Source organism: Streptomyces sp. NPDC086147 (assembly GCF_040702165.1).
GTDB lineage: Bacteria > Actinomycetota > Actinomycetes > Streptomycetales > Streptomycetaceae > Streptomyces.
On record NZ_JBFBJO010000032.1, the window covers coordinates 17,106 to 32,780 of the forward strand.

The 15,675-nt window shown below is 74.1% G+C and carries 12 protein-coding genes; 10 read left to right on the plus strand and 2 right to left on the minus strand.

Annotated features, from left to right (window positions below; genetic code table 11):
• Window positions 1–8: 8 nt before the first annotated feature.
• A complete protein-coding gene (locus tag AB0398_RS32785; protein ID WP_366379318.1) occupies window positions 9–533 on the minus strand; it encodes a cupin domain-containing protein in 525 nt (174 codons plus the stop codon).
• A 684-nt stretch (window positions 534–1,217) separates the two neighbouring features.
• Between AB0398_RS32785 and AB0398_RS32790 the strand changes: the two genes are divergently transcribed.
• The 3 genes from AB0398_RS32790 (at window position 1,218) to AB0398_RS32800 (ending at window position 7,092) form a co-directional block, all read left to right on the plus strand.
• Window positions 1,218–1,481 carry a WhiB family transcriptional regulator gene (locus AB0398_RS32790; protein ID WP_015033978.1) on the plus strand — a complete coding sequence of 88 codons (264 nt, stop codon included), beginning with the start codon at window positions 1,218–1,220 and terminating at the stop codon, window positions 1,479–1,481.
• A 407-nt stretch (window positions 1,482–1,888) separates the two neighbouring features.
• Window positions 1,889–5,560, plus strand: a complete 3,672-nt coding sequence (locus AB0398_RS32795; RefSeq protein ID WP_366379319.1) for a glycosyltransferase family 2 protein — start codon at window positions 1,889–1,891, stop codon at window positions 5,558–5,560.
• Entirely contained in the window at window positions 5,557–7,092 is a 1,536-nt protein-coding gene (locus AB0398_RS32800; protein ID WP_366379320.1) for a DUF5719 family protein, read from the plus strand. The genes AB0398_RS32795 and AB0398_RS32800 overlap by 4 nt, the downstream gene beginning before the upstream one ends.
• 137 nt (window positions 7,093–7,229) lie before the next feature.
• On the opposite strand, the gene AB0398_RS32805 is transcribed toward AB0398_RS32800, so the two are convergent.
• The gene (locus AB0398_RS32805; RefSeq protein ID WP_366379326.1) at window positions 7,230–7,685 is read right to left on the minus strand and encodes a metallopeptidase family protein; all 456 of its coding nucleotides are present in this window, start codon (window positions 7,683–7,685) and stop codon (window positions 7,230–7,232) included.
• 320 nt (window positions 7,686–8,005) lie between these two features.
• Between AB0398_RS32805 and AB0398_RS32810 the strand changes: the two genes are divergently transcribed.
• The 7 genes from AB0398_RS32810 to AB0398_RS32840 all read left to right on the plus strand — a co-directional run.
• Window positions 8,006–8,440 carry a DUF3499 domain-containing protein gene (locus AB0398_RS32810; protein WP_078968558.1) on the plus strand — a complete coding sequence of 145 codons (435 nt, stop codon included), beginning with the start codon at window positions 8,006–8,008 and terminating at the stop codon, window positions 8,438–8,440.
• Between the two features lie 162 nt (window positions 8,441–8,602).
• On the plus strand, window positions 8,603–9,970 hold the full coding sequence (locus AB0398_RS32815; RefSeq protein ID WP_366379321.1) for a phosphomannomutase/phosphoglucomutase: 1,368 nt from the start codon (window positions 8,603–8,605) through the stop codon (window positions 9,968–9,970).
• 270 nt (window positions 9,971–10,240) lie between these two features.
• Window positions 10,241–10,423 (plus strand): Trm112 family protein, encoded by a 183-nt coding sequence (locus AB0398_RS32820; protein ID WP_030221689.1) that lies wholly within the window; start codon window positions 10,241–10,243, stop codon window positions 10,421–10,423.
• A gap of 261 nt (window positions 10,424–10,684) precedes the next feature.
• Window positions 10,685–11,833: an SIS domain-containing protein gene (locus AB0398_RS32825; RefSeq protein WP_366379322.1), complete on the plus strand. Its 1,149-nt coding sequence runs from the start codon at window positions 10,685–10,687 to the stop codon at window positions 11,831–11,833.
• Window positions 11,834–12,009: 176 nt separating this feature from the next.
• Complete coding sequence (gene manA / locus AB0398_RS32830) at window positions 12,010–13,161, plus strand: mannose-6-phosphate isomerase, class I (RefSeq protein ID WP_366379323.1); 1,152 nt, start codon at window positions 12,010–12,012, stop codon at window positions 13,159–13,161.
• 66 nt (window positions 13,162–13,227) lie between these two features.
• The gene (locus AB0398_RS32835; protein WP_366379324.1) at window positions 13,228–14,193 is read left to right on the plus strand and encodes a cation diffusion facilitator family transporter; all 966 of its coding nucleotides are present in this window, start codon (window positions 13,228–13,230) and stop codon (window positions 14,191–14,193) included.
• 475 nt (window positions 14,194–14,668) lie between these two features.
• Window positions 14,669–15,675 (plus strand): adenosylhomocysteinase (locus AB0398_RS32840; RefSeq protein WP_366379325.1); only part of this gene is annotated, 1,007 nt, incomplete at its 3' end.

The window sequence follows — 15,675 nt, forward strand, 5'->3', positions numbered from 1 at the left end:
GCAGTGTGTCAGGCGACGATCACTCCCGGCGCGACCGGGGCGGGGGCCGCCGGGGCGCACTGCGCGCGGAGCGACTCGTGCATGGGCATCTCGGTGAGGCCCGGGAAGTAGACGTGCAGGCTGACGGCCGGCTCCAGGGAGTCGTTGACGACCTCGTGGACGTATCCGGGCGCGAACACGCGCTGCGCGCCGTCCGCGAGCGTCCGGGCGCCCCGGTCCGTGCGCTCCGTCAGCTCGCCCTCCAGGACGGTGAGGACGCCGGAGGAGACGCCGTGGTCGTGGAGCCCGCTGCCCTGTCCGGGCACCCAGGAGAGCAGCCACACCTCGTAGCCGGGGCCCGTGCGCAGGCGGTGGTACCAGCGGGTGGTGGCGTCGTACTCGACGTGCGGGGCCCACTGGGAGCGGTCCTCGGCGATGGAGCGCGCGAGGCCGACGAAATCGGCCACGGTCACGGGGTGGACGCGCTCGGGCTGGAGGAGGTGGGGGACCTCCATGATGTCGCCGGCGATCTGGAGGTCGCTGTCCATGTTCATGGGGTGGGGTGGTTCCTCAGCAGAAACAGAAGCGGTGGGGGGTCACGGGAAGAGCGGTGACACGGATGACGCGGGTGACGCTGGGGGGAAGAAGCTGGAGCTCTGCGGCATCAACAGCTGGGACAGCAACAGCAACAGCGCGCCTGGACAGCGCGGCGGAACCCACGGATGTGGGTCGCGGAGGGCGCTGCGGTCGCTGGCATGCCACCAAAGGTGGCCGGAGGGGCACCCGACTGTCAACTCAATGCCCGATTTGGTGGCAATGTTTCACCTCATCCGGTTGCCCTCTCTGGAGAAAGGTTTGCTCATGCGCGGACCAGGAGAGATGGCGCTTCGATCGTGCCCGCGAACGCGGTGGTGCGCGCGTGTCGGTCCGGACAGGGGGCGGCTCGTGACCCGACTGTGATCCGGATCGCTTCCGTGGCCGGATCGCAACAAGATCCACGCCTCGGTCGTCCTTCCTCGTGGAGGACGTGCCGCGCGGTCGCATCGGTACCCTGTGTCACGGTTTTTGGCGATTTGGGCACTTACCGCATACGCTTGGTTCCGCAGAGTGAATACGGGGCCCAATAGCAGATCTCGGCTTGACTCGCACAGAGCACGAACTTGTAATTTCACTGGTGTCGTTCGGCCGTGTTCGCACGGCAACTCCACGGGGACGCACAGAACGGACGAGGGGCGCACATGACCGAGTTGTTCCAGGAACTGCTGGTCGAGGACGCGGACGAGGAACTCGGCTGGCAGGAGCGCGCGCTGTGCGCCCAGACCGATCCCGAGTCCTTCTTCCCCGAGAAGGGCGGCTCGACCCGCGAGGCCAAGAAGGTCTGCCTCGCCTGCGAGGTCCGCTCCGAATGCCTCGAATACGCCTTGCAGAACGACGAGCGCTTCGGCATCTGGGGCGGTCTCTCGGAGCGCGAGCGACGCCGGCTGAAGAAGGCCGCCGTCTGAACCGCCGCTGTCCGAAAAGCAGCCCGGGCGACCGCCCGAACCGCCGGCACCCGACCGCGTCCGGACCCCCGAGCCGGGACGCGTCCACCGGGACCGCGCCGAGACGCGCGCACCAGGTCGTCCCGAACGGTCCGCCCCCCGTGCACCCGAGCACAGACGGCGGACCGTTTCGCGTGTCCGGCGCGTCCCGACCGGGCGGCACGTTCCGCCCGAGCCCGCCCCCTCCCCGCGACCGTTCCGTCCCGCCCCTTTCCCCGCGACCGTTCCGTCCCCTCTGTCCACAGGGGCCCGGGAGCTCTGTCCACAGGGCGGCGGACCGCTCCGCGCTCAGCCGTTAGTGTGGGCCTCCGTCCGAGACGCTCCCACGCCCCCCGCGGGCGAACCCCGGCCGGAGGGCCCGTAGCTCGATGTCCTCAACTCCTGAGTTCCCGCGACACGTCGTCACCGCCGTGCTCGTCACCCACGACGGCGCCCGCTGGCTGCCCGACGCCCTCGCCGGCCTGCTCGCCCAGGAACGCCCCGTGCAGAACGTGGTCGCGGCCGACACCGGCAGCGCCGACGACTCCGCACAGCTCGTCGCCGACGCCGTCGGCGCCGACCGCGTCCTGCACCTCGCGCGCCGCACCGGCTTCGGCGCCGCCGTCGAGGAGGCGGCCCGCACCGCGCCCGTGCTCGGACCCGAGGACCTGCCCTACCTGAAGCGCCCCAGCGGCTGGGACCCCGTCAACCGCACCTGGAACGACGAGGCCTACGACCTCCCCGAACTCCCGCACGGCGAACCGGTCCAGTGGCTCTGGCTCCTCCACGACGACTGCGCGCCCGAGCCCGACGCCCTCGCCGAACTCCTGCGCGTCGCCGACTCCGACGCGTACGCCGCCGTCGTCGGCCCCAAGCTGCGCGGCTGGTACGACCGGAAGCAGCTCCTGGAGACCGGCGTCTCCATCGCCCGCAGCGGCCGCCGCTGGACCGGCCTCGACCGCCGCGAGCAGGACCAGGGCCAGCACGACCAGGTCCGCTCCGTCCTCTCCGTCTCCACCGCCGGCATGCTGGTCCGCCGCGACGTCTTCGAGGAGCTCGGCGGCTTCGACCGCCGGCTGCCCCTCATGCGCGACGACGTCGACCTGTGCTGGCGCGCCCACGCCGCCGGCCACCGCGTCCTCATCGCCCCCGACGCCGTCCTGCGGCACGCCGAGGCCGCCGCCCGCGAGCGCCGCACCGTCGACTGCGCCGGCCGCACCGCCGCCAACCCGCACCGCGTCGACAAGGCCGGAGCCGTCTACACGCTCCTCGCCAACACCCGCGGCGCCGCCCTCCCGTACGTCTTCGTCCGACTCGTCCTCAGCACCCTGCTCCGCACCCTCGCCTACCTCGTCGGCAAGGTCCCCGGACAGGCCGTCGACGAGGTCATGGGCCTCCTCGCCACCCTGCTGCGCCCCGAGAAGATCCTCGCCGCCCGCAAGCGGCGCAAGAACCCCGCCGTCGCCGCGGGCGAACTCCGCCCGCTGTTCCCGCCGCCCGGCGCCACCGTCCGCGCCGCCGTCGAGCAGCTCACCGCCAACTTCGGCGGCAACGAGGCCGACTCCGGCGGCTCCCGCCACGGCGTCGTCGAGTCGGGCCCCGGCGGCGACGACGCCGACTACCTGGAGATCGAGCAGTTCGCCCGGCTCAAGAAGATCGCCCGCAGACCCGGACCGGTCCTCTTCGCCCTCCTCCTCGTCGTCTCCCTCGTCGCCTGCCGCAACCTCTTCTCCGGCGGCTCGCTGGCCGGCGGCGCCCTGCTGCCCGCCCCCGACACCGTCTCCGGACTCTGGTCCCGCTACGCCGACACCTGGCACCCCCTCGGCACCGGCGGCACCCAGTCCGCCCCGCCCTACCTCGCCGTCCTGGCCGCGCTCTCCGCGCTGTTCCTCGGCTCCACCTCCACCGCGCTGACCCTGCTGCTCGTCTGCTCGGTCCCGCTCGCCGGCCTCACCGCGTACTTCGCCTCCCGGGGCATCGTCGAGTCCCGCCTCCTGCGCGCCTGGGGCGCCGTCGCGTACGCCTTCCTGCCCGCCGCCACCGGCGCCCTCGCCACCGGCCGGCTCGGCACCGCCGTCCTCGCGATCCTGCTCCCGCTGATCGGCCGCGCCGCCGTCGCCGCCCACGGCTTCAACCGGCCCGACCGGGGCAGCTGGCGCGCCACCTGGGCGTACGCCCTCCTGCTCACCTTCACGACCGCGTTCACCCCGGTCGTCTGGCTCCTCGCCGTCCTCCTCGGCCTCGGCGTCCTCGCCGTCCGCCGCTCCGACATCACCGCGTACGGGCTCCGCTTCCTCGCCGCCGTCGGCACCCCCCTGCTCGTCCTCGCCCCCTGGTCGCTCACCCTCCTGACCGACCCCTCCGCCCTCCTGCGCGAGGCCGGCGTCGACCTGCGCACGGGCACCGCCACCGCGCTCGACCTGCTCGGCACCAGCCCCGGCGGCCCCGGCACCACCGGCGGCCTCCTCCTGATCGGCCTCGTCCTCGCCGGCCTGGCCGGACTGCTGCGCGAGGAGCGCCGGCTCGCCGTCCACGCCGCCTGGGCCGCCGCCCTCGCCGGCCTCCTCCTCGCCGTCCTGACCAACGGCGCGGGCGGCACCGGCTGGGCCGGACCCGCCACCCTCGTCTACGGCGCCGCCCTCATCGCCGCCGGCCTGATCGGTGCCGAGGGCGGACGCACCCGCGTCGCCGCCCACGGCTTCGGCTGGCGCCAGCCCGTCGCCGCCCTCGTCGCCCTCGCCTGCGCCGCCGGCCCCGCCCTCGCCGCCGCCGGCTGGATGATCGGCGGCGCCGACGGCCCGCTGACCCGCCGCGACCCGGTCCAGGTCCCGGCCTTCGTCGCCGAGGAGAGCACCACCCGCGACCAGCCCCGCACCCTCGTCCTCGGCGGCTCCACCCCCGGCGCGGTCGCCTACACCCTGGTCCGCGGCTCCGGCGCCCGCCTCGGCGACGCCGAGCTCACCGCCACCGCCGAGGGCGACCCGCACCTCGACCGGACCGTCGCCCTCCTCGTCGCCGGCTCCGGCGCCGACCAGACCGAGCAGCTCAGCGGCTACGCGATCCGCTACGTCCTCGTACGGGACGGGGCGCCCCGCCAGATGAGCCGCGTCCTCGACTCCACCCCCGGCCTCAGCCGCCTCAGCCAGATCGACGGCAGCGCGCTCTGGCGCGTGGACCGCGAGATCGCCCGCGTCATGATCGTGCCGCCCGCCGCCAAGGAGGGGGCCCAGGCCGCCGAGGAGACCGCCAAGGCCGTCCCCGTCGCCGCCGGCCCCGTCGAGGTCCACACCGAGGTCCCCGCAGGCCCCGCCGGCCGCGTCCTGCGCCTCGCCGACCGCGCCGCCGAGGGCTGGACCGCCACCCTCGACGGCAAGGAGCTGAAGAGGACCACCGTCGACGGCTGGGCCCAGGGCTTCGAACTCCCCGACCGGGGCGGCCGCCTCGACGTCGCGTACGACGAGCCGCTCACCCACACCGCGTGGATCTGGGCCCAGGTCGCCCTCGGCGTGGTCCTCCTCGTCCTCGCCCTGCCCGGCCGCCGCCGCGAGATCGACGACGACCTGCCCGACGAGGAGCTCGCGATCCCCGCCCAGGCCGCCGAGGGCGACGGCCGCCGTGCCCGCCGCCTGCGCGCCGCCGCCGAGGCGGAGGCCGCGGAGCAGACCCTCGCCGACGCGCCGGAGCACGAGCCGTTCCCGATCCCCGGGCAGCAGTCCCACGAGCCCGGCGACCGGGAGGCGGAATGGGACGGCGCGTACGACCCCGCCTACGCCCAGGCCCCGGCTCCGGAGCAGACCGGCGACCAGCCCTACGCCGACCAGGTCCCCTACCAGGAGTACGCGGCCGACCCGTACCAGCAGCAGCCCTACGCGTACCCCCAGCAGGGCTACGAGCAGCAGCAGTACGACCCGCAGGGGTACGAGCAGCAGCAGCAGTACGGCGGACAGGGCTACGACCCCCGGCAGGGCTACGACCCGCAGCAGTACGACCCGTACGGCTACGGCTACGGGCACCCCCAGGGCCACGAGACCGAGCAGCGTGACGGGAACGGTAACCAGTGAAGCGCACGACCCTCTCCCTGATCGCGGGCACCACGGCCCTCGCCGCCGTCACCGGCTTCGCCGCCCTCACCGCCCCCGACGGCACCGCCGCCCCGGAGACGACGAAGGCCACCACCCGGCTGCCGGTCGAGCGCGTCGGCCTGGCCTGCCCGGCCCCCAGCTCCTCCGAGGTCGCCGAGACCGTCTACACCTCGTACACCCCGACGGGCGCCGAGGCGGGCAAGGGCACCGGCGCCGGCAAGGACGGGGCCGGGCGGTCCACGGCCCTCCTGAGGCCCGCCGCGGGCGCGACCGCCGACGGCGGGACCGGCGGCAAGAAGCCGCCCGCGACCGCCAAGGCCCCCGCCACCGTCACGGCCCCCGGCAAGCCCGTCACCGCCCGGGCGGACGGCGCGGCCGTGCCCGCCCTCACCGGCTCGGCCACCGGCGCCCTCGCCTCCGGCTGGACCGTCCAGCAGACCACCGTCGTCCCGGCGGGCGGCCCGCGCGGCCTCCTCGGCCTCACCTGCGGCGCCCCCGACACCGACTTCTGGTTCCCGGCGGCCTCCACCGCCCAGGCCCGCCACGACTACGTCCACCTCACCAACCCGGACGACACCGCCGCCGTCGCCGACATCGAGCTGTACGGCCCCGAGGGCGTCCTGAAGTCCCAGTTCACCGAGGGCATCCCGGTCCCGGCCCACTCCACGGTCCCGGTCCTCCTCCCCACCCTCACCCAGGAGGCCGCCCAGCGGGACGTCACCGTCCACGTCACCACCCGCAGTGGCCGCGTCGGCGCGGCCGTCGGCGTCGCCGACGACAAGCTCGGCAGCGACTGGATCTCCGCCTCGGCCGACCCGTCGGGCAGCGTCGTGCTCCCCGGCATCCCGGCCGACGCGACCTCGGTGCGGCTGGTGGTCTTCGCCCCCGGCGAGGACGACGCCGACCTGAAGGTCAAGCTGTCCACCGCGAGCGGCGCGATCGTCCCGGCGGGCGCCGACACCCTGCACGTGAAGTCCGGGATGACGGCCTCCATCGACCTGCCGGACCTCACCCGGGGCTCGGCGGCCTCCCTGTTCCTCGGCCCGGAGGACCCGAAGCGGCCCGTCCCGGTCGTGGCCGCCCTCCAGGTCGTCCGGGGCAAGGGCGACAAGAGCGAGATCGCCTTCATCCCGGCGGCGGGGGCGATCTCCGCCCGTGCGACGGCCGCCGACAACCGCGCCGGGGCCTCGACGCTCTCCCTGACCGCCCCCGAGGCCGACGCGCAGGTCAGGATCACGGCCTCGGCCGGCTCCGAGGCGGGTACGCCGGTGACGAAGACGGTCACGGTCAAGGCGGGCACGACGGCGGCCTTCACCGACATCGTCCCGCAGGGCCTCAAGGGCTCCTACGCGCTGACCGTCGAACCGGTCTCCGGCGGCAAGGTGTACGCGGCGCGGACGCTCGCCGCGCCGCAGGACGGCATCCCGATGTTCACCGTCCAGGCCCTCGCCGACGACCGGGGCACGGTCGAGGTCCCGTCGGCCCACCAGGACCTGGGGCTCCTGGACTGAGTCCTGGGGCCCCTACGGGTGGGACCGCCCCCTACGGATGAAACCGGAGGGGGCGGAGCCGTACGACCACGACCACGGGCCCGGCTTGTGAGGCCGTCCCTCAAGGATCCGGCCCCCGGCCCCCGGTCCCGCCCGTCTCAGTCCTGCCCGTACCGGGGATCGACCGACTCGGGGGAGAGGCCGAGGAGCTCGGCGACCTGCTCCACGACCACCTCGTGGACCAGGAGCGCCCGCTCGTCCCGGTTCTTCGAGCGGATCTCGACCGGCCGCCGGTAGACGACCACCCGGGCGGGCTCGCCCTTCTCCGCCGGGAGCGAACCGCCCAGCGGCACCGTCTCGCCCGGCACGGGCGGCGGCACCTCCAGGACCATGAACTCGACGTCGGCCAGCTGCGGCCAGCGCCGTTCGAGACGTTCCACCGAGTCGAGGACCAGATCGCGGAAGGTGTCGGCCCGGCTCGCGGAGAGCGGCACCTGCGGCGGCGCGACGGGTCCCCGCATCCCGCGGCCGTGCCGGTCGCGGCGGCGGACCCGGGGCTCCGCCGGGGGCTCCGCGGGACGGTGCGAAGGGCTCGGCGGCACAGGACTGTCCATCACCGACGCAGCGTAACCCCCATCGGTCCTCCGTACCGTGGCGTGTCTTCGCCACCTCCCGTCGAGCCTCCGGCCCGTTCCCGTCCCCTCTCCGCCCCGCATCCGCCCCTCCTGTCGAAACCTGAACATTCCGGCCGATCGCGCGCCCGATTCGGTGGTCCGTCGCGATCGGCCATCTGGCCCCGATTGACCGGATTCGTATCCCGGACTGTCCGAATCGCCACCTGCCCCGGGACCCGTGCGAGACCTTCCCCGCAGGTCGGAACGGCCGCCCCGGGCAGGGGTATGGCGCAGTTCACACCGCGACACGGTGGAGTGACCTGAGGGAGAGTCGTCGCGGCCCGCTCAAGAGTGCGGTACCGTCCAACGTCGTGAGCCCTGTACGTCGCTGTTCGCGCACCGCGTGCGGCCGCCCTGCCGTCGCGACACTGACGTACGTCTATGCCGACTCGACTGCGGTCCTCGGCCCGCTCGCCACCTACGCCGAGCCCCACTGCTACGACCTGTGCGCCGAGCACGGCGAGCGCCTCACCGCCCCGCGCGGCTGGGAGGTCGTGCGGCTCTCCGACGGATCCGCCCCCACCCGCCCCAGCGGCGACGACCTCGAAGCCCTGGCCAACGCGGTACGGGAGGCGGCCCGCCCCCAGGAGCGCGCGGCCGGAGCCGGCGGCAAGGGCGGCGGAGGCCGCGGCGGCGACCCCATGGAGGTCGGGCGCCGCGGACACCTCAGGGTGCTCCGTTCACCCGACAACTGACCCGACGACCGACCCGGCGCTCCGGACCCGCTGCCGGACCGACACGGGCCGTCAACCGGGCGCAACCGGCCACCGTCCGCATCCCCCCGCCCCACTCCGGGTAGTTTTGGCGTTCCGTACACGCGCCGCACACGCGTGCCCAGAACTCAGGAGGGTGGATCCGTGACTGCCGATCTGTCGCAGATCGTGAAGGCGTACGACATCCGCGGAGTGGTACCCGACCAGTGGGACGAGACGCTCGCCGAGCTCTTCGGCGCCGCCTTCGTCCGCGTGACGGACGCGGACGCGATCGTCGTCGGCCACGACATGCGCCCCTCGTCGCCCGGCCTCGCGGGAGCCTTCGCGCGCGGCGCGGCCCGCCTCGGCGCCGACGTCACCCTCATCGGCCTCTGCTCCACCGACCAGCTGTACTTCGCCTCCGGCAGCCTCGGCCTGCCCGGCGCGATGTTCACCGCCTCCCACAACCCGGCGCAGTACAACGGCATCAAGATGTGCCGCGCCGGAGCCGCCCCCGTCGGCCAGGACACCGGCCTCGCCGACATCCGCGCGCTGGCCGAGGAGTGGTCGGAAAAGGGCGCCCCCGAGGCCGCCGCCACCCCCGGCGCCATCACCGAGCGGGACACCCTCGACGACTACGCGGCCCACCTCAAGGGCCTCGTCGACCTCGCCGGCATCCGCCCGCTCAAGGTCGTCGTCGACGCGGGCAACGGCATGGGCGGCCACACCGTCCCCACCGTCTTCGCGGGCCTCCCGCTCGACACCGTCCCGATGTACTTCGAGCTGGACGGCACCTTCCCGAACCACGAGGCCAACCCGCTCGACCCGAAGAACATCGTGGACCTCCAGGCCCGCGTCCTCGCCGAGGGCGCCGACATCGGCCTCGCCTTCGACGGCGACGCCGACCGCTGCTTCGTCGTCGACGAGCGCGGCGAGCCGGTCTCCCCGTCCGCGATCACGGCCCTCGTCGCCGCCCGCGAGCTCGCCAAGCACCCCGGCGGAACGATCATCCACAACCTGATCACCTCCTGGTCCGTGCCCGAGGTCGTCCGCGAACAGGGCGGCGAGGCCGTCCGCACCCGCGTCGGCCACTCCTTCATCAAGGAGGAGATGGCGAAGACCGGCGCGATCTTCGGCGGCGAGCACTCGGCGCACTACTACTTCCGGGACTTCTGGAACGCGGACACCGGCATGCTCGCCGCGCTCCACGTCCTCGCGGCCCTCGGCGGCCAGGCGGGCACCCTCTCGGAGCTGGTCGCCGCCTACGACCGCTACGCCTCCTCCGGCGAGATCAACTCCACCGTCACCGACCAGGCCGCCAGCACGGCCCGCGTCCGGGCGGCGTACGAGGGCGGGGACGGGATTACCCTCGACGAACTCGACGGCCTCACCGTCACCTCCGCCGACTGGTGGTTCAACCTCCGCGCCTCCAACACCGAGCCGCTGCTGCGCCTCAACGTCGAGGCCCGCGACGAGGCCACCGCGGCCCGCGTCCGCGACGAGGTCCTCGCCCTGGTCCGGGCGACGGACTGACCCCGCGCCCACCGGCCGGGGAACGGGGCGGCCCCCGTTCCCCGGCGGTAGGCTGACCTGGCCCGACGGCCGATCCGAAACCCCGGCCCGAAGACCCGGCCCCGAGGCCCGGTCCGAGGACCGCGTCCGAAGACCCGACCCCGGGACACAGCCCGAGAGCCGGGTCCGAAGATCCGGCCCCGGGGCACAGTCCGAGAGCCGGGTCCGAGGACCCGGCCCGAGGGCAGCACCACCACCGTCCGTCCGCAGTTCGTCCGAAGGGACCACCCCATGCCGCTCGAAGCCGGCCTCCTGGAGATCCTGGCCTGCCCCGCGTGCCACGCCCCGCTCAACGACCGCACGGCGGACGAGACCCCCGAGCTGGTCTGCACGGGCACCGACTGCGGCCTCGCCTACCCGGTCCGCGACGGCATCCCGGTCCTCCTCACGGACGAGGCCCGCCGCCCGGCGTAAGGCCCGTCGGGCGGATCACGGCCGGACAGGCCCCGACCGCCCCCGAGGACGACGGCCGCCGTCCGGATCCGGGACCACCACGGGCGACGGACGCCGACGGCGGGTACCACTTACGGGAAGACCCGCACCTCCGCGCACCCGGTGGTACGGACGGTGCGAGCGGAACCGAGAAGTCCGGCCGGAGGCCGGGCCCACCCGAGGACACCGCCCCGCTCCCCGCCCGAGGCGCCCCACCGAACCCGCTCACCCGGGAGGCACCAGATGCTCGACGAGACCCTCCTCGACAGCCCGGACGACCTCGCCCTGGCCGACCGCCGGGGCCTCCTCCGCGGCGCCGCCGAAGCCGGCGCGCGGGTGCGGACCGCCACCCGCCACGCCGCCGACGCCGGCATCGCCGACCTCCGCCCCGAGGGCCGCCCCCGCGCGGTCCTCGTCGCGGGCCCCGGCACCGCCGCCACCGGCGTCGCCGACCTGATCGGCGCCCTCGCCGGAGCCTCCGCCCCCGTCGTACGCCTCCGCCCCACCGGCGTGGCCCCCGCCGCGGGCGCCCTGCGCTGGGCGCTGCCCGGCTGGGCCGGTTCGGTGGACCTGCTGCTGCTCCCCACCACCGACGGCTCCGAACCGGGCCTCGCCCTCCTGGCCGAGCAGGCGTACCGGCGCGGCATCACGGTCGTCGCCGTCGCCCCCCAGGGCTCCCCGCTCGGGGAGGCGGTCGGCGGCTCGCACGGAATGTTCGTGCCGATGGCCGTCGCCCCGAACGAGGCGCCCGACGAGTACGCCGAGAACATCGCGGCCAGCCCCGGCGCCCTCTGGGCCCTGTTCACCCCGCTGCTCGCCCTCCTCGACCGCGTCGGCCTCCTGGAGGCGCCGCCCGAGGTCCTGGAGAAGGTCGCCGACCGCCTGGACCGCACGGCCGAACGCTGCGGCCCGGCCATCGCCACGTACAGCAACCCGGCGAAGACCCTCGCCGCCGAGCTGGCGGACTCGCTCCCGCTGATCTGGACCGAGGGCAGCGCCGCGGGCCCGGTCGGCCGCCGCTTCGCCGCCGTACTGGCGGAGCTCGCCGGACTGCCCGCCCTCGCCGCCGAACTCCCCGAGGCCCTGCCCGCGCACGGCGTCCTGCTCGCCGGCGACTACGCGGCGGGCGCCGACCCCGACGACTTCTTCCGCGACCGGGTCGACGAGCCGCAGGCCCTGCGGGCCCGGGTGGTCCTCCTCCGCGACCGGCCCGCCGGCGGCCTCAGCGCGGCCCCCGCCGCCCGGGAACTGGCCCTCGGCCACGACACCGCCGTCAGCGAGCTGGAGCCGGAGGAGGGCGGCGACCTGGAGACCCTCGCGGAACTCCTCGCCGTGACCGACTTCGCAGCCGTCTACCTGGCCCTGGCCACCCGGCCCACCCCGGCCCCGTAGCCGCCGGACCGCCCCGCGCCCCGCACCGGACGCCGGGGCGCGGGACGCCGACCCCGCACCGACCCCGTACCGTCCACCACCCGGTCACCCACCCGTCACCCGCCCCCTGTCATCTGTCTCCCGTGTCCCCGGACACCCGCACATCCGTCACCCCACCCGAGGAGCTGGCAGGCCCCATGGACCGCCTCGTCAACACCGTCCGCCCCTACGCCTGGGGATCCACGACGGCCATCCCGGAACTCCTGGGCACCGCCCCCACCGGCGAGCCGCAGGCCGAGATGTGGATGGGCGCCCACCCCGGTGCCCCCTCCCACACCGGGCGCGGCCCGCTGAACGAGCTCATCGACGCCGACCCCGTACGCGAACTGGGCGAGCGGACCGTCGAGAGGTTCGGCCCGCGCCTCCCCTTCCTCTTCAAGGTCCTCGCCGCCGGCGCCCCGCTCTCCCTCCAGGTCCACCCCGACCTCGACCGGGCGCGCTCCGGATTCGCCGCCGAGGAGGCCGCGGGCATCCCGGTCGACGCCCCGCACCGCACCTACAAGGACGCCCACCACAAGCCCGAGCTGATCTGCGCCCTCACCCCCTTCGAGGGCTTCTGCGGCTTCCGTACCCCCGTCGACGCCGCCGACCTGATCGCCGCGCTCGGCGTCGACTCCCTCAAGCCGTACGTCGACCTGCTGCACGCCCACCCCGAGGAGGCCGCGCTCCGCGAGGTCCTGACGGCCCTCCTCACCGCCGACCCCGAGGAGATGGCGCACACCGTCGCCGAGGCCACCGCCGCCGCCGACCGCCTCGGCGGCGCGCACGCCCCGTACGCGCGCCTCGCCCACCACTACCCGAGCGACCCCGGCGTCGTCGCCGCCATGCTCCTGCACCACGTACGGCTCAAGCCCGGCGAGGCCCTCTACCTCGGCGCGGGCGTCCCGCACGCCTATCTCGACGGCCTCGGCGTCGAGATCATGGCCAACTCCGACAACGTGCTGCGCTGCGGACTCACCCCCAAGCACGTCGACGTCCCCGAACTCCTCAAGGTCGTCCGCTTCGACCCGGCCGACCCGGCCGTCCTGCGCCCCGAGGCCTCCCCGTCGGGCGAGGAGGTCTACGAGACCCCGACCGACGAGTTCCGCCTCTCCCGCTTCGTCCGCGCGGAGGACGCCGCCCCCAACGACCTCACCGTCCCCACCCCCCAGATCCTGCTGGCCGTCGCCGGCCGCCCGACGGCGGGCGAACTCCCCCTCGCCCCCGGCGAATCCGTCTTCGTCCCGGCGGGCGAGCGCATCCAACTGACAGGAGCGGGTACGGTCTTCCGCGCCACCGTGGCGGCCTGATGCGACAATGACCGGCCGAACCGCGGCGATCGAGCCGGAGCACCGACGAAGGGAACCCGTACACCCATGAGCGCGTCAGGCGGAACCAAGGCGATCGTGGCGGCGCTCGCCGCGAATCTGGCGATCGCCGCAGCCAAGTTCGTGGCGTTCCTCTTCAGTGGTTCGTCCTCGATGCTCGCGGAGAGCGTCCACTCGCTCGCCGACTCCGGCAACCAGGGCCTGCTGCTCCTCGGCGGCAAGAAGGCCCGGCGCGAGGCCACTCCGCAACACCCCTTCGGCTACGGCCGCGAGCGGTACATCTACGCGTTCCTCGTCTCCATCGTGCTCTTCTCCGTCGGCGGCATGTTCGCCATCTACGAGGGCTACGAGAAGATCAAGCACCCGCACGAGATCGAGGCCTGGTACTGGCCGGTCGGCGTCCTCGTCTTCGCGATCATCGCCGAGACCTTCTCCTTCCGCACCGCCATCAAGGAGTCGAACCCGCTCCGCGGCGACCTCTCCTGGAAGGAGTTCGTCCGCCGCGCCAAGGCGCCCGAACTCCCCGTCGTCCTCCTGGAGGACCTCGGCGCCCTCGTCGGCCTCATCCTGGCCCTCGGCGGCGTCGGCCTCGCCATCCTCACCGGCAACGGCGTCTGGGACGGCATCGGCACCCTCTGCATCGGCGTCCTGCTCATCCTGATCGCGCTCGTCCTCGCCGCCGAGACCAAGTCGCTCCTCCTGGGCGAGTCCGCCGGCACCGACGAGGTGAAGAAGATCGAGGCCGCCGTCGTCGACGGCAGGACGGTCACCCGCCTCATCCACATGCGCACGCTCCACCTCGGCCCCGAGGAGCTCCTGGTCGCCGCCAAGATCGCCGTCGCGCACGACGACACCGCGACCGAGGTCGCGCAGGCCATCAACGCCGCCGAGGAGCGCATCCGCGCCGCCGTCCCGATCGCCCGGGTCATCTACCTGGAGCCCGACATCTACAGCGAGAAGGAGGCCGCGGCGGGCCCGGACCCGGCCGCGACCCCGGGCGGCCCGAGCCACTGACCGGAGGGGTTGCCGACCCGGGAGGCCGCTGATCCGGCTTGCGGCCCCATGGCGCCGACTCCCTCCGGGGCCGCCTCCCTCCGATTCCGAAACCGTTCCTCTCCGGTGACCGAGCCGTGAGACGGACCGCCGGTCCAACGACCGAATCCGGCCATCGAGCCCGCCCCGCCGAGCCCCCGGTCCGTACGCGCGGACCGGGGGCTCGGCGCGTTCGACCCGGGCCCGGGACTGTCCGGGAGGCGCCCCGGGGCCCGATACGGACTGTGGCCCGCCGTGCCGATCGGTGTAGATTCGTGACCAGCCAGACGTCGCTGCTGATGGCGGTCGGGCGGTCCCCGTTGACCGGCCGAGGGAGAGAGGGCCTCCGACGACGGCACCATGGAAGTCCCGGGCATTCCTGTGCCCAGGGACCACCGCCGTGGTGCCCGGCGCCCCGAACGACCCTCGCACCCGACCCATGAGGAGCAGCCCCGTCATGACGACCGCAGCCCACCAGGACTTCAAGGTCGCCGACCTCTCCCTGGCCGCCTTCGGCCGCAAGGAGATCACCCTCGCCGAGCACGAGATGCCCGGCCTGATGTCGATCCGCCGCGAGTACGCCGAGCAGCAGCCCCTCGCCGGCGCCCGCGTCACCGGCTCCCTGCACATGACCGTGCAGACCGCCGTCCTCATCGAGACCCTGGTCGCCCTCGGCGCCGAGGTCCGCTGGGCCTCCTGCAACATCTTCTCCACCCAGGACCACGCTGCCGCGGCCATCGCCGTCGGCCCGAACGGCACCCCGGAGAACCCCCAGGGCGTCCCGGTCTTCGCCTGGAAGGGCGAGACCCTGGAGGAGTACTGGTGGTGCACCGAGCAGGCCCTCACCTGGCCGAACTCGCCCACCGGCGGCCCGAACATGATCCTGGACGACGGCGGTGACGCCACCCTCCTCGTCCACAAGGGCGTCGAGTTCGAGAAGGCCGGCTCCGCCCCGGACCCGGCCACCGCGGACAGCGAGGAGTACGCCCACATCCTGCGTCTCCTCAACCGCACCCTCGGCGAGAACCCGCAGAAGTGGACCCAGCTGGCGTCCGAGATCCGCGGCGTGACCGAGGAGACCACGACGGGCGTGCACCGCCTGTACGAGATGCACCGCGACGGCACGCTGCTGTTCCCGGCGATCAACGTGAACGACGCCGTGACGAAGTCGAAGTTCGACAACAAGTACGGCTGCCGCCACTCCCTCATCGACGGCATCAACCGCGCCACCGACGTCCTGATCGGCGGCAAGACCGCGGTGGTCTTCGGTTACGGCGACGTGGGCAAGGGCTGTGCGGAGTCGCTGCGGGGCCAGGGCGCGCGGGTGATCGTCACGGAGATCGACCCGATCTGCGCGCTGCAGGCGGCCATGGACGGCTACCAGGTGACGACGCTGGACGAGGTGGTGGAGACGGCGGACATCTTCATCACCACGACCGGCAACAAGGACATCATCATGGCCGG

Bases quoted from the DNA above. Each gene is read 5' to 3' on its own strand.
- AB0398_RS32795 (WP_366379319.1), top strand. From the start codon at position 1,889: ATGTCCTCAACTCCTGAGTTCCCGCGACACGTCGTCACCGCCGTGCTC.
- AB0398_RS32785 (WP_366379318.1), bottom strand. From the start codon at position 533: ATGAACATGGACAGCGACCTCCAGATCGCCGGCGACATCATGGAGGTC.
- manA (WP_366379323.1), top strand. From the start codon at position 12,010: ATGGACCGCCTCGTCAACACCGTCCGCCCCTACGCCTGGGGATCCACG.
- AB0398_RS32790 (WP_015033978.1), top strand. From the start codon at position 1,218: ATGACCGAGTTGTTCCAGGAACTGCTGGTCGAGGACGCGGACGAGGAA.
- AB0398_RS32820 (WP_030221689.1), top strand. From the start codon at position 10,241: ATGCCGCTCGAAGCCGGCCTCCTGGAGATCCTGGCCTGCCCCGCGTGC.
- AB0398_RS32825 (WP_366379322.1), top strand. From the start codon at position 10,685: ATGCTCGACGAGACCCTCCTCGACAGCCCGGACGACCTCGCCCTGGCC.
- AB0398_RS32805 (WP_366379326.1), bottom strand. From the start codon at position 7,685: ATGGACAGTCCTGTGCCGCCGAGCCCTTCGCACCGTCCCGCGGAGCCC.
- AB0398_RS32835 (WP_366379324.1), top strand. From the start codon at position 13,228: ATGAGCGCGTCAGGCGGAACCAAGGCGATCGTGGCGGCGCTCGCCGCG.